The organism is Gordonia sp. i37, assembly GCF_002043085.1.
In the GTDB taxonomy this organism is placed as follows: domain Bacteria; phylum Actinomycetota; class Actinomycetes; order Mycobacteriales; family Mycobacteriaceae; genus Gordonia; species Gordonia polyisoprenivorans.
In genome coordinates this window covers 1-12,998 of sequence record NZ_MVPX01000058.1, presented here as the reverse complement: position 1 = coordinate 12,998, position 12,998 = coordinate 1, and the positions used below count along the sequence as shown (strand labels likewise).

The following is a 12,998-nucleotide window of genomic DNA, read 5'->3' as shown; positions in this document are numbered from 1 at the left end:
GCGGGCCAGCGCCGGCGTCGTGTCATACGAGAGCCGCCCGCGACCGTCACGAGGACGGTCGCGGGCGGCTGGTGAAACCTGCGCGGCGCAGACGGGTGCGCGGACCCGGGTTCAGCTCAACGGATCTTGCGGAACCAATGCTTGTTCTGAATGGAGTCGACGCGCGGCCGGACGTCGACGAGGTAGACGATCAGCGCGACGACGCCGATGAGGTAGAACAGCGTCGGCGCCTGGAACAGCCAGATGAACAGAGTCGCGAGGGCCAGCAACGACACCCAGAGCACCTTGCTCTGCTTGTCGACCGCCGGGAAGGCGTCTTTGCGCTGCAGGGACGCGTGGACGAGGGCGACGATGGCCGCGACACCGGCGACCACGGTCAGCACCCACAACACGAGGTTCTGACCGGCGGCGAGGACGTTGACGAAATTCACGCGACCACTCTAGCTCTCCATGTCGGTTTTGTCGGACGCTCAGGAGCGCGGCGACTTGCGTGCGGTCGTTCTTTTCGCGGGGCTCTTCTTGGCTGCGGTGGTCTTGGCTGCGGTTTTCTTTGCTGCGGTGGACTTCTTCGCCGGGGTCTTCTTGGCTGCTGTCTTCTTGGCTGCTGTTTTCGTGGCTGCTGTTTTCGTGGCCGGGGTCTTCGTGGCTGCCGTCTTCTTTGCCGGAGACTTCTTGGCAGCGGCTTTCTTGGCCGGAGCCTTTGTTGCAGCGGCCTTCTTCGCAGCGGTCTTCTTGGCCGGTGTCGCAGTCTTCTTGGCCGCCGGTGTCGTGGCCTTCTTCGCCGGAGCCTTCGTTGCTGCCGACTTCGTGGCCGCCGTTTTCTTCGCCGCCGACTTCTTCGCCGCCGTCTTCTTCGCCGTAGCCTTCTTCGCGGGCGCCTGCGCGACGACGGCAGCCTTCTTCGCCTCGGCTTCCTTGGCCGCGACCTTGACCGGCGCGGCCTGCTTCGCCGGCGCGGCCTTCGTCACGGCAGCCTTCTTCGCCGCGGGCAGCGCCTTGGTGGCCGAACCCTTTGCGCGAGCGGCTTTCTTGGCGGTTCGTCGCGAGGTCAGTTGTCCCACACCGGTTCCGCGGGCGGCTTGGCCGCTGATCAGTTTGGTCTGCGTCGCCAGGGTTCCCAGTGCGTCTTCGGTGAGGGCGACGGCGTCGTTGTAGACCTTCTCCAGTTTCGGCAGGTTCTCACCGACGAGAGGTTGGGCCTTGAGTCGGTCGACGACCTCTTCGGTGCGTTCGGACAACGATGCCAGCAGCGCGGCCGCGACCGCGAGGTAGGCGTCGGCGACCTTGCGCAGTTCTTCCGGGGAGAATCGCGCGCGCAGTTCTTCGATCTCGGCGGGCAGTTCGACGGGCAGGGCGGCGAGTTTGCTCTTGGCCTCCTCGAACGTCGCCAGCGCGGTGGCCAGCGTCTCGTCGAGGGTGGACTGCGCGGAATCGACTCGCTCGGCGACGCGTTCGGTGAGGTCCTCGCGCGACTCGGTGATCCGTTCCTGCGCCGACTCGATACTCTCGGCGATCTTTGTCTGGGCCTGCTCGGTGGCGGCCTCACCGCGCTCACGAAAATCGTTGAGCAGGGCCGACACTTGACCCAACGCTGTCGACAACGGGTTGTCCGGCATGATCGGAACTCCTCGATTCGCTTGTGCGGGTGGTGAATCGACCGCCCGAGTCACCCTGTGGTCACTCGTCGGGGATCGGCTCCTCGGTGGCGTTCTCCTTGCGGAAGGACTCGTAGATCTCGAGCAGCATCTGCTTCTGGCGTTCACTGATCGAGTCGTCGGCGATCAGCGCATCACGCACCGGGCTGGCCGGCCGTTCTTCGAGGATCCCGGCCCGAACGTACAGCACCTCGGCCGACACCCGCAGGCCCTTGGCGATCTGCGCCAACACATCTGCCGAGGGTTTGCGGAGTCCACGCTCGATCTGACTGAGGTACGGATTGCTGACGCCGGCCCGTTCGGCCAACTGCCGCAACGACACCTCTGCGGCCATTCGCTGGGATCGGATGAACCCGCCGATGTCCTGTGCCGCGGTTGCGACCGCATCCGAGGCCACCGCGGTGACGGCGGTGACGGCTTCCACGGTGTGTCCGACGCCGCCGGTGTCGCGATCGTCCTCGTCGGGGCTCGACGCCTCATCGACGGGATCGTCGCCCGAGCGGTCCTCGGATGTGCTGTTGTGGGGCCTCTTCGCTGTCATGTCACCTCCCGTGGCTCACCGAGCCCAGTATCGACCCCAGTGCTAACACGTGCAAGCACAGTGCATGCAGCGCGCCGCGGCGTCGAAGCCCTCCCTCGGGGCCGGTCAGGGGAAGATGAGGACCGAGATCGTGTAGATCACCAGTCCCGCCAGCGATCCGACGACGGTGCCGTTGATGCGGATGAACTGCAGGTCGCGGCCCACCTGGAGCTCGATCTTGCGGCTGGTGTCCTCGGCGTCCCAGCCGCGCACGGTCTCGGTGATGACGGAGATGATCTCCCGCGAGTAGTTGGTGGCAAGGTGATTGGCGACACGTGCGACCCACCAGTTCATCTTCTCTTGCAGCGGCCGGTCGTCGCGGATCCGTATGCCGAGGTTGATCGCGGCGTCGGTCAGGGTGTTGCGCAACGTGCTGTTCGGGTCGGCGAGCATCTGCTCGATGACGGCCTTGCCGGTGTTCCAGGCGGTCGACGCCGCGCCGGCCACTTCCTCGCTGCCCACGAGTTCACGTTTGATGTTCTCGAACCGTGCGACCATCTCGGGGTCGTTCTGCAGGTCGTCGGCGAACTGCTTGACGAATTCGTGCATCGACCGGCGCATCTCGTGATTCGGGTCGGCACGGACCTTGTAGGTGAAATCGACGAGCTCGCGGTAGATCCGATCGCCCATGAGGTTGGTCACGAACTTCGGTTTCCAGGCCGGTCCGACGTCGCTCTCCACCACCCGGTCGATGAGGTCCTGGCTACCGAGCGCCCAGTCGTGGGCGCGGTCGCACAGGAGTTGGAAGACCGGCTCGAGACGGTCCTCGGCGATCAGCTGATGCAGGATGCGCCCGATCGGCGGCGCCCATTCGGGTTCGGCCGCCCACCGCAGGGTGGCCTGGATGAACTGCTCGATGTCCTCGTCGCGCAACATCTCTGACGCGAGCTTGATGGCGCGGGCCGCCTCGTCGGACACCCGTGGGGCGTTGTTCGGATCGGCCAGCCAGGTCGCGACACGACGTGGCAGGTCCAGCTGCTCGGCGCGCTGCACGATCACCTCGGGCGTCATGAAGTTCTCTTCGATGAAGCCACCGAGCTGATCGCCGATGTCGTCCTTCTTCTTGCGGATCAGGGCGGTGTGCGGGATCGGGATGCCCAGCGGGTGCCGGAACAGCGCCGTCACCGCGAACCAGTCGGCCAGCGCGCCGACCATGCCGGCCTCCGACGCCGCGCGCACATAGCCGACCCATGCGGCGACGTCGGCGCCGTCGCGGTGTTCGAGGTAGCGGGTGAACAGGTAGATGACGGCGGCGACGATGAGGAAGCTGGTCGCCAGCAGTTTCATCTTGCGCAGATCACGGCGACGGCGGTCGTCGGACGCGGAACCGCCCGAGGAGAACCCGGGCGCACTTGTCGGCGCAGCCCGATGCCTGCCGGTACCGGAAACGTCGGTCGTCACAGTTGACACCCATCCATTTCTACCTGCCGGCAGCGACTACGCTGGCCGGGTGATCGCAAATCGTCCCAGTCCGGCCGCGGCGGCGCGCGCTGCGGTGTCGGCGGCGACGAACGTGACCCGCGGGATCGAGCAGGCGTTGCTCGGCGGGGCGGTCGAGGAGCGCTCCAAACCCGATGGTCGCCGGCAGCGCTGGGAAACCCACAAGCGGGAGCGCCGCACCGAACTGACCGACGGCACAATCGCTGCGGTCCGTGAACTCGGCGCGGACGTCGGGATGGACGAGATCGCCCGGCACATCGGCGTTTCCAAGACGGTGCTCTACCGCTATTTCACCGACAAGAACGATCTCGGGGTCGCCACGACGGTGCGGTTCTTCGAGACCACCCTGATGCCCCGGCTGATCGAGACCATCACCGACGACGTCGACGAGTACACGCTGACCCGGACCGTGATCAGCGTCTACGTCCATGCCGTCGCCGACGAGCCCGCGTTGTATCGGTTCGCGTTGTCGGCGTCGCCGAGTTCGTCGGTGACTTCCGCGGAGTCGGAGAAGCTGGTGGCCCAGCTGCTCACCTCGACCATCGTGATGCGTCTGGGCGAACGCGACGGTGATGCCGCGGGCGCCCAGGTGTGGGCCTACACCCTCGTCGGCGGTATCCAGCGCGCCGTCGATTGGTGGATGGGTGAACGATCCATCGGCGTCGACGATCTCATCGACTACCTGACGATGATGGTGTGGAGTTCGATCGTCGGGGTCGCCGCGGTGAACGGCTCCCGCACCGCATTCATGGCCGACCCTCCGCCGCTGCCCGAGCCCGCAGCAACCGAGGGAGACCGGGACGATCACGAGCCCGGTTCGGCTGACGACGAGACGCCACTCCGGTGAGTCGGGTGGCGTTGGTGACCGGCGCCAGTCGCGGCGTCGGTCTCGGGGTGGCCACCGCACTTCTCGACGCCGGATGGACCGTCTACACCACCGCGCGCAGTGGACGCGGGCCCGACAGGGCCCGGGTGATCACCTGCGATCACACCGATGATGCCGCCGTCGGCGAGGTCTTCGAGACGATCGACGACGCCGAGGGCCACCTCGATCTGCTGGTCAACAACGTGTGGGCGGCACCCCGCGGGTTCGGCGGATTCAGCGAACCGTTCTGGCAGCGACCGGTCGGCGACTGGGATTCGTTGATCGGGGTCGGCGTGCGCGCCCATTACGTGGCCTCGGTGCATGCCGGCCGACTCATGGTGGCCGCCGGGTCGGGTCTGATCGTCAACATCTCGTCGTTCGGGACACGCGGTCACCTGCACTCGGTGCTCTACGGCATGAGCAAGGCGGCACTGGACAAGATGGTCGCCGACATGGCCGTCGAACTGCAGGGCACCGGCGTCCACGCGGTGTCGTTGTGGCTGGGCCTGATCCGTACCGAGTTGCTGCTGTCCCTCGGCGTCGAGGAGTTCGCGGGGTTCTCGTTGGAGCGCGCGGAGGACCCCGAGTTCGTGGGTCGGGTCATCGCGGCGCTCGCCGACGACCCGGCACTGCCGAACCTGACCGGACACACCCTGATCAGCGCGGAGTACGGGCGCGAGCACGGAATCGTCAACAATGATGGCGCGCAGCCCGATTCGCATCGCGGCGCCTTCGGCGGCGGTCCACTCTACCCGCCGACCTGACCCGCGGCCCTGGTCGCGTTGGGTACCCTCTGGACCACACGACGAGGAGGTTGCATCATGGGCAAGCGCGGCGGAGGTTCGACGAAGGGCTGGGCACAAGAACCGATCGACGCATTGCGCGTGGGTACTGTCGGCTCGATCGCCGATTTCGACCCGGACAGCACACCGGGATTCGACGGCGACCGTCGTCTCGGCGAGGAGTTGCTCACCGAACGCGGTGAGATCCTCGCAGGTTTGCAGGAGTTGCTCTTCGCCAACGGCAGAGCCGGCGACCACCGCTCGGTACTGCTGGTCCTACAAGGCATGGACACCGCAGGCAAGGGCGGGATCGTGCGACACGTCGGCGGACTGCTCGACCCACAAGGCCTGAGCATCAAGGGATTCGGCAAGCCCACACCCGAGGAGCTCTCCCACGACTTCCTATGGCGCATCCGCAAGGCGCTGCCCCCGGCCGGACGCATCGGCATCTTCGACCGCTCCCACTACGAGGACGTCCTGCCGGTGCGCGTGCATTCCCTGGTACCGCAATCGGAGTGGGAAGCACGCTACGACATCATCAATCGATTCGAGCACGAACTCGTCGACGCCGGCACCACGATGGTGAAATGCGCTCTGGTGGTGTCGAAGGACGAGCAGAAGGCCCGACTGGCCGAACGCCTCGACCGTCCCGACAAGTACTGGAAGTACAACCCGGCCGACCTCGATGAGCGCGCCTATTGGGACGACTACCTCGAGGCCTACCAAGCCATCTTCGACCGCTGCGACTCCGACGCCACCCCGTGGTACCTGATCCCCGCCAATCGGAAGTGGTTCTCCCGCCTGGCAATCTGCGAACTACTCATCGATGCCCTGTCAGGTCTCGACCTCGATTGGCCCGCTGCTGATTTCGATGTCGACGCCGAGAAGAAACGCCTGGCCGCCCTCCCCGACTGACCTTCGGTTTGGTCGAGCAACTCTTCTCACCGATGGTCGTGGTGTCCCCCTCCCGCTGGTCGAGGTGCCTTCCACCGATGACCGAGTGTCCTTCCCCCGATGGTCAAGGCGCCTTCCACCGATGACCGAGTGCCCGTCCCCCGCTGGTCGAGGTGCGAGCCGCGTGCGGCGAGCCTCGAGACCCCGCGAGACAACAAGCCTCCCAACCACATCCACCGTCACACGACCTGAACGCGAGCCGAATTCGCAAACGCCCACGCTGCACCAGCCGCGTCTGCACATTGGGGCCGCGGACGATTGCGCCCGACAGTCGATCCCTCCCCCGATCGTCGGGCACCTTCCCCGCTGGTCGGGCACCTTCCCCCGATCGCTTCGGGCACCCCTTCCTTCCGCTGGTCGAGGTGCGAGCCGCGTGCGGCGAGCCTCGAGACCCCGCGAGATAACTACCCTCCCAATCACATCCACCGACCACTGCGAAACTTGCACCCCTCTACCACAACCCACCGACAGAAAATTCACACCGAAACACGTTGTCCACAAGCAGAATTGATCAAACTACCTCTTGCGTCGAACACACTGGCTATGTAGACTGAACCCATCTCACCGATCAGCCACCGGGGAGGGGCCCATGATCGACACCACCGCAACTCTTGACGTCAAAGATGTTGACGCCGAAGCAGTCTTCGCCGACATCGTCACCCAACTCAGCGACCTGCAATGGAATCCGGACATGACCGGGCCGCAAGCCTTCGGTGCGATGAAGCAGGTCCTGTTGTTGCGGAACCTGGTTGATCACCATGCCACCACCCTCACCGGCGAGATGGATCGGCTGGGCGTGGCCGATCACAAGACCACCCGGCTGCGCGAGTTATTGATCAGCATGGGTTTCGCGCCGGCCGTCGCGGGTCGGTATGTGCGGTTCGCCGGCACCACCGATATCGATCTGTTGTTGGCGCACGCCGCGGACGGGTCCATCTCCTCAGAACACACCGACGCCATCGTCCGCGGATTGGCGCACATCGACACCCGATCCCCCGAACCCCTCGACACCGTGCAGCGCTGTGAATACCTGCGGAAACTCTTGTCGCACTACTTCGCCGGATTCACCCCCGCCGAGATCAACCTCTACGCGCGGCAGCTGGGTAACGAACTCGCCGCCGAAACACCCGGCGGGTTGCCAGCCGCGGAGGACAAGAAGATCAACAGCTACCGCGACCGCATCACCGACGACGGCCGGCTGGAGATCTCGGCGAACCTCGACATCATCGCCGGGGAAAAGACACGCACCCTGATGGAAACACTGTCGGCACCCAAGCCCCAACCCGACGGCTCCCCCGATCCGCGGACACCCGAACAGATCTGTGCGGCCGCGTTCGAAACGATCGTGGAGTTGGCGGCACAAGGTTTGGCCGACACCACCTTCTCGGCGAAACCCACCAACGGGCTGTTGTGGACCTGGTCAGCCGACAACCCGGCACTCGGCGGGAATTTGCAGAACATGGGTGCCATCACCGAAGCCACCGCCAAGTTGTTGTCGTGTGACACCACGATCACGAAAATCATGCTCGATCCCAACGGGGTACCACTCAGTGTTGGCGAAGCGAAACGCTTCTTCACCCCCGGCCAGCGCAAAGCGTTGTTGGTGCGTGATCGTGGATGTATCAAATGCGGAACACACGCCGGACGCTGCCAAGCACACCACGTGCGGCACTGGAGAGACGGTGGTCCCACCGACCTCGACAACGGCTGCCTCCTCTGCACCAGCTGCCACGATGATGTGCACCACCACGGATGGGACATCGTCCTCGGGTTCGACCGGCACCCGTGGCTGATCCCACCCGCCAGCATCGACCCGAAACGCCGACCAGTGCCGTCGTATCACCGACGCACCATGCGACTCGACGACACCGCAGCCTAGATCCGAAGCGCCTCCACTACAGCCTGATTCCCCGCACCCGGCCCGGCCGGGACCGCATCCGATCTTTGACAACTCCATAGCGAAACCCCACGGTGGTGGCCCCCGGCGGACGGGGGTCACCACCGGATGGTCAAGGTGCCTTTATCGAACGCGCAGGCGCGAAAGCAATTCGGCCGTGAGAGCCATCGGAACCATGGCCCCGACTTCCGTGATCTCAGTTGTCCGACTGGGCCGAGTTGCGTACATCCCCAGACTCGGCCGATGATGGTTGCGCAGGACTCATTCCCTGGAAGCGTCGAACAAGCTGGGTTTCGACGGACGGCGGCGTGAGTGCCCTGGGAACGATTGAGGTCTGGCCACTTTCGGTCGTGAGGATCAGGGTGGCGTGACCTGAGCGCACATTCACGATCTTGTCCCGAGAGACCGCATCCGATGCGTTGTCGGTGCCAGTGATCACCACATCGGGCGCAAACTCCGCCCATACCCATTGGCCCGGTTGCAGCAGCCGACGCCATCGGACAAATGGATCTATGACAGCTGCGAGCACGCGAAGCAATTCATACAGCAGATAACCCGCCGCAAATCCTACCACCGTGTCCCGAGAAACGAACTGGGACAGCGCGAAACACACCATCGATACTGTCAGTACATTCGCAACCGTGGACCCCACTATTCGCGCCGACGATGCCCGTAGCGCATCCCGGGCCAGAGCACGATCCAGACCTCGATCGACGACGCGCGAGACACGAATTCCGTCGCCAATCTCGTCGACGCGACTCTTCTCATCGAAAACGAAACTCCCCACGCATAGAGCGTACTGCGGTCAATACCGTCTTCGCGTACAACGCCCAGCGCAGTGTCGCCGCTCAGTGTCGACAACACACGGTTGGTTCCCGCGAGGTCACCAGAGTCGTCGGAGTTTTCGAGATTCCAGATGCAGCCGGACTCGTCCTGTTCATCGTCCAAGCAGCCCATTCCTGAGCGCCACTGGATCCGTCCGGGCGACGGCGGTCGAGCGTCATGGTAAGCGATCGCGGACATGCCACGATCACCAAAACGCGATGGAGTCGATCTCGAAGTAGGTTCGGCTGCCTGTCCGCATCGGCCCACAAGTCACTGAGCGCTACGCTGCCGATCCTCAACTCCGCGATGCCCGTCGGGTCCGGACGCTGACCCTCGACGACGCAGCACACCGTGGGACACGAGCCCGACGACGATGGCCCAGAAGGCGCCGCTGATCCCCCAGAACGTCACGCCGGCGGCAGCGGTGACGAACGTCAGACCCGATGCGATCCGAAATTCGTTGTGGGTGAACGCACCAAGTAAAGCGTTGGCGAACGTTGCCAGCAATGCGAGCCCGGCCACGGACTCCAGCAGTCCCTGCGGCGCAATCGCGGTGATGGTGACCAGCGCTCCGGAAGCCACCGCGAGCACCAGATAGCTGATGCCGCCGGACACACCGGCAATCCATCGCCGGGTTCGGTCGGTGCCCGCCTCCTCGCCCGCGGCCAGCGCCGCCGACAGCGCGGCCAGGTTGATGGCATGCCCACCGAACGGCGCGCCGACGACCGTACCCATCCCGGTCACGAACATCGCAGGACGCCAAGGGGTGTCGTATCCGAACGACTTCAACACCGCCACGCCGGGAACATTCTGCGACGCCATCGTCACCACATAGAGCGGGATGGCCAACCCGACGATCGCCGACACATCGAATCTCGGAGTGGTCCAGGCGATTTGCGGCCACCACTGCGTCGTCACACCCGCGCCGATACCGTGTACCGCGACGTAGATGCCGATGACGACGAGGGCGGTCACCAAGGCCAGCGGCAACGCCCAGCGGGTCAGCCATCGAGTCGCGATGAGCCACACGGCGAGAATCGGCAGGGTCAGCAGCGGCTGCGCTGCAAGCGATTTCATGGGTGCCAGACACAGGGTCAACAGGACGCCGGCCAGCATCGCCTGCGCGATCGGAGTCGGTATCCGGCCGATCAGATCACCCAGAGCCGGGATCAGCCCCGTCGCCAGGATCAGGATTCCGACGACGAGGAAAGCCCCGACCGCAGCCCGCCAGCCGGCGTGATAGTCCGCGCCCGCGGCCACCAGCATCGCCGCTCCCGGCGTCGACCAGGCCAAGGTGATCGGCTTCCGCGTGGCGACGCACAGGACGATGATCCCGACCGCGAAGGTCACGGTGAGCGCGAGCAGACCCGACGCCGCCTGCCCGGGATCGGCGCCGACCGCACGCAACCCGGCGACCACCACGACGAACGACGACGTGAAGCCGACCAGCGCGGTGATGATTCCCGCGGTGATCGGTTCGGTGATCGACGACGCCGGGGAGGTGGTCATCGGGCCACCATAACGCTATCGTTCTGTTTATGGAACACCCGGGGAGATCTGCGGTCGGTGCGCGTATCACCGCGGCCCGGGAGCGGCGCGGCATGAGTCTGTCGGCACTCGCCCGCGCCGCCGGCATCGGCAAGGGATCGCTGTCCGAACTCGAATCCGGCAGGCGCAACCCGACTCTCGACACTCTGTACGCCGTCGCCGGCCCGCTCGGGGTACCGCTGACCGCGTTACTCGGCGAGGACTCGGGCACCGAGGGCTCGGGCCCGCACCTCTCGGCGCGACTCCTGCACGTCGAACACCATCCCGGCGGTGCCACCACCGAGGTGTTCTGGCTCGCGGTTCATCCAGGCGGCACCACGATCTCACCCGCCCACGGACCCGGCGTCGTCGAACATGTCCGGGTGGTACGCGGGCACGTCACCGCCGGCCCGCTCGGGGCCGAGAACACCGCCGGACCCGGCCGATCGCTGCAATGGATGTCGGATACCGACCACAGCTATCGAAGCGACGACGGTGCGCTGGCGGTGCTCACCATCGACTCACCCGAGACGCCCAACACCCCCGATAGACAACCACCCGACAGAAAACGCCCCCCACGGCCGAAGCCGTAGGGGGCGTTGAGAATTCGTTTCAGTCCGGGTCAGCTCAGCTGGTCGCGCGACCGGGAGCCTTCTTGGCCGGAGCCTTCTTCGCCGGAGCCTTCTTGGCCGCAGCGATCTTCTTGGCGGGCGAGTCGTTCGCGGTACGCGCCTTGCCCTCCACGGTGCCTGCCGCCCCGTCGATCTTGGATGCGGCAGTCGCGGCCTGCGCCTTGACGGTCTCGCCGGCCTCGGTGACGGCCTCGGCGGCCTCGTCGAGCTTCTCGCCGGCCTCGAGTGCAGCCTCGTCGACCTTGTCGCCGATGGCATCGGCGGCGTCGTCGAGTGCGTCGCCTGCCTCACCGACGCGGGCTCCGACCAGACCGGCGATCTTGGCGGCCTGCTCGCCGACCGAGCGGGTCTGGGTCGACACGACCCCGAGGGCGTCCTCGGTGAGGTCGACCGCGTCGTTGTAGGTCTTCTCGGCGCGGGTCAGGCCCTCCTGGACCAGCGGCTGCTGACGCAGGCGCTCGAGGGTCTCCTCACCGCGCTCGGCAAGCGAGTTGTAGAAGGTGGTGGCCAGCTCGACGTAGGGCTCGGCGACCTTGCGCAGCTCTTCGGGGTTCAGCTTGGCACGCAGCTCGTCGATGCTCGGGACCTCGTCGGGCAGATTGTTCAACCGGCTCTTGGTCTCCTCGAAGCGGGTGCTCGCGGTCTCGGTGGCGGTTTCGGTCCGCTCGCGCAGCTGCGCGACGGCATCGGTCACCTGCGCGATGGCCAGATCGCCCGCGCCGACGACTGCGTAGAAGGGATTTGCCAGGGTTCGTTCGGCGGTGCTCATTGCGGCCTCCTTGGTGGGGTTGTCAGAAGTTCAGCAGCGCAACGAATGTCGATTCTCGAGATCACTGAGTGATCGTCGGGACGGTGAAAGCTGGTCGAGATCGTCGGTGTTGCGGCGCTTCCATGTACCAGTATCCACGCTTCGCTAGCAATTGCAAGCGCTTTGTTAGCACCGTCATAGCCGACCGGCCACGCTTACCGCTACGCGTCGGCGACCCCTTCAGGGTAGGAGTAGAAACCACGCCCGGCCTTCTTACCGATCCGACCTGCCTCGACCATCCGCAACAGCAGCGGTGGCGGCGCGTAGAGCGGTTCCTTGAACTCGTCGTACATCGAATCGGCAATCGCCTTGACGGTATCGAGGCCGACGAGGTCGGCCAGCCGCATCGGCCCCATCGGGTGCGCACAACCGAGCACCATGCCCTTGTCGATGTCCTCCACGGTCGCGAAACCGGTGTCGACCATCCGGATCGCCGACAACAGATACGGCACGAGCAGCGCATTGACGACGAACCCGGAGCGATCGGCCGATCGGATCACCTGTTTGCCCAACACGTCGTGGGCAAAGGCCTCGGCGCGCTCGCTCACCTCGGTCGCGGTCTCCAACGTGGTGACCAGTTCGACGAGCGGCAGTACCGGCACCGGGTTGAAAAAGTGCATGCCGATCACCCGGCCGGCGCAGTGGGTTGCCATGCCCAGCTTCATGATCGGGATCGACGACGTATTGGAGGCGAGCACCGCATCGGGATCGGTGACGACCTTGTCGAGTTGCGCGAAGACCTGGGTCTTGACCAGTTCGTCCTCGACGATCGCCTCGCACACGATCTGCCGATCGGCGAAATCCCCGAGATCGGAGGTGAATCGCAGCCGGTACGAGGCTTGTTCGCGTTCGCGCTCGGTGAGCTTGCCGCTCGACACACCGCGGTCGAGGGAGCGCAGGATGCGCGACCGCCCGGCACTGGTCAGTTCCCGTGTGGCCTCGTAGACCAGGACGTCGGCGTTGGCGCGGGCGCACACCTCGGCGATCCCGGCACCCATCTGCCCCGCGCCGACGACACCCACGCGCGAGATGA

At 65.5% G+C, this 12,998-nt stretch carries 13 protein-coding genes; 5 read left to right on the top strand and 8 right to left on the bottom strand.

Annotation, left to right across the window (positions count from 1 at the left end):
* Nucleotides 1-116: 116 nt before the first annotated feature.
* From B1964_RS02270 to B1964_RS02255, 4 genes are all read right to left on the bottom strand, one after another.
* Nucleotides 117-431 (bottom strand): DUF2516 family protein, encoded by a 315-nt coding sequence (locus B1964_RS02270; RefSeq protein WP_006372550.1) that lies wholly within the window; start codon nucleotides 429-431, stop codon nucleotides 117-119.
* A gap of 39 nt (nucleotides 432-470) precedes the next feature.
* The gene (locus tag B1964_RS02265; protein WP_079928642.1) at nucleotides 471-1,616 is read right to left on the bottom strand and encodes a heparin-binding hemagglutinin; all 1,146 of its coding nucleotides are present in this window, start codon (nucleotides 1,614-1,616) and stop codon (nucleotides 471-473) included.
* A gap of 61 nt (nucleotides 1,617-1,677) precedes the next feature.
* Nucleotides 1,678-2,196 (bottom strand): helix-turn-helix transcriptional regulator, encoded by a 519-nt coding sequence (locus tag B1964_RS02260; RefSeq protein WP_079928641.1) that lies wholly within the window; start codon nucleotides 2,194-2,196, stop codon nucleotides 1,678-1,680.
* A 105-nt stretch (nucleotides 2,197-2,301) separates the two neighbouring features.
* Nucleotides 2,302-3,636 carry a DUF445 family protein gene (locus B1964_RS02255; RefSeq protein WP_079928640.1) on the bottom strand — a complete coding sequence of 445 codons (1,335 nt, stop codon included), beginning with the start codon at nucleotides 3,634-3,636 and terminating at the stop codon, nucleotides 2,302-2,304.
* A 52-nt stretch (nucleotides 3,637-3,688) separates the two neighbouring features.
* On the opposite strand from B1964_RS02255, the gene B1964_RS02250 reads away from it, so the two are divergent.
* The 4 genes from B1964_RS02250 to B1964_RS02235 all read left to right on the top strand — a co-directional run bounded on the left by B1964_RS02250 (nucleotide 3,689) and on the right by B1964_RS02235 (nucleotide 8,155).
* Nucleotides 3,689-4,522, top strand: a complete 834-nt coding sequence (locus B1964_RS02250) for a TetR/AcrR family transcriptional regulator (protein WP_244421216.1) — start codon at nucleotides 3,689-3,691, stop codon at nucleotides 4,520-4,522.
* Nucleotides 4,519-5,304 (top strand): SDR family NAD(P)-dependent oxidoreductase, encoded by a 786-nt coding sequence (locus tag B1964_RS02245; RefSeq protein WP_079928639.1) that lies wholly within the window; start codon nucleotides 4,519-4,521, stop codon nucleotides 5,302-5,304. The genes B1964_RS02250 and B1964_RS02245 overlap by 4 nt, the downstream gene beginning before the upstream one ends.
* A 57-nt stretch (nucleotides 5,305-5,361) precedes the next feature.
* Entirely contained in the window at nucleotides 5,362-6,237 is an 876-nt protein-coding gene (locus tag B1964_RS02240) for a polyphosphate kinase 2 family protein (protein ID WP_079928638.1), read from the top strand.
* 628 nt (nucleotides 6,238-6,865) lie between these two features.
* Nucleotides 6,866-8,155 carry an HNH endonuclease signature motif containing protein gene (locus tag B1964_RS02235; protein WP_079928637.1) on the top strand — a complete coding sequence of 430 codons (1,290 nt, stop codon included), beginning with the start codon at nucleotides 6,866-6,868 and terminating at the stop codon, nucleotides 8,153-8,155.
* A 214-nt stretch (nucleotides 8,156-8,369) separates the two neighbouring features.
* Here the strand turns inward: B1964_RS02235 and B1964_RS29875 are convergent, their stop codons facing one another.
* Both B1964_RS29875 and B1964_RS02220 read right to left on the bottom strand, forming a co-directional pair.
* On the bottom strand, nucleotides 8,370-8,960 hold the full coding sequence (locus B1964_RS29875) for a hypothetical protein (RefSeq protein WP_139765600.1): 591 nt from the start codon (nucleotides 8,958-8,960) through the stop codon (nucleotides 8,370-8,372).
* Nucleotides 8,961-9,268: 308 nt separating this feature from the next.
* Entirely contained in the window at nucleotides 9,269-10,507 is a 1,239-nt protein-coding gene (locus B1964_RS02220; RefSeq protein ID WP_020172342.1) for a benzoate/H(+) symporter BenE family transporter, read from the bottom strand.
* Nucleotides 10,508-10,536: 29 nt separating this feature from the next.
* Here B1964_RS02220 and B1964_RS02215 point away from each other — a divergent pair, with 29 nt between their 5' ends.
* Nucleotides 10,537-11,118: a helix-turn-helix transcriptional regulator gene (locus B1964_RS02215; protein ID WP_079928635.1), complete on the top strand. Its 582-nt coding sequence runs from the start codon at nucleotides 10,537-10,539 to the stop codon at nucleotides 11,116-11,118.
* A gap of 34 nt (nucleotides 11,119-11,152) precedes the next feature.
* Here B1964_RS02215 and B1964_RS02210 read toward each other — a convergent pair whose 3' ends face one another.
* Both B1964_RS02210 and B1964_RS02205 read right to left on the bottom strand, forming a co-directional pair.
* The gene (locus B1964_RS02210) at nucleotides 11,153-11,926 is read right to left on the bottom strand and encodes a heparin-binding hemagglutinin (RefSeq protein WP_079928634.1); all 774 of its coding nucleotides are present in this window, start codon (nucleotides 11,924-11,926) and stop codon (nucleotides 11,153-11,155) included.
* Between the two features lie 200 nt (nucleotides 11,927-12,126).
* On the bottom strand, nucleotides 12,127-12,996 hold the full coding sequence (locus tag B1964_RS02205) for a 3-hydroxybutyryl-CoA dehydrogenase (protein WP_079928633.1): 870 nt from the start codon (nucleotides 12,994-12,996) through the stop codon (nucleotides 12,127-12,129).
* Nucleotides 12,997-12,998: the final 2 nt, after the last annotated feature.